At 51.1% G+C, this 528-nt stretch carries 1 protein-coding gene; it reads right to left on the minus strand.

Annotated elements, in window-relative coordinates:
- Positions 1 to 78: 78 nt before the first annotated feature.
- On the minus strand, positions 79 to 528 hold a 450-nt coding region (locus ABFX36_RS18995; RefSeq protein WP_346077848.1), incomplete at its 5' end, for an Hsp70 family protein.

Consider the following 528-nt stretch of genomic DNA (forward strand, 5'->3'; position numbering starts at 1 on the left):
CACGGGCGCAGAGTTTCCTCAACGCCCGTGTGGGTTTTCAGTGATTAATCTTGTCCATCACCGCGCCCGCTAAGGGCCTTATTTTTTGTCTTTGCTATCATCAACTTCTTCGAATTCAGCGTCGACAACATCATCATTCTGACCGGCATCCTGCGCAGCATCAGCACCAGCTGCACCTGCCTGAGCCTGCTGCTGAGCCATTTCCATCAGCTTGGCAGAAGCCTCGATCAGCGCTTTCGTTTTCTCTTCGATAGCCGCTTTATCTTCGCCTTTGCTTGCGATTTCCAGCTCACTCACTGCCTGCTCGATTTTTACTTTATCGTCGCCCGGCAGTTTGTCGCCTGCTTCTTCAATCTGTTTACGGGTTGCGTGAACCAGTTGATCTGCCTGGTTGCGAACCTGTACCAGCTCTTCAAACTTACGGTCAGCTTCTGCGTTAGCTTCAGCATCACGAACCATTTGCTGGATCTCTTCTTCATTCAGACCGGAAGAGGCTTTGATGGTGATGTTCTGCTCACGTCCGCTGTT

Origin of the sequence: Gordonia cholesterolivorans, from assembly GCF_039531975.1 — a bacterium.
Taxonomy (GTDB): Bacteria; Actinomycetota; Actinomycetes; order Mycobacteriales; family Mycobacteriaceae; genus Gordonia; species Gordonia sihwensis.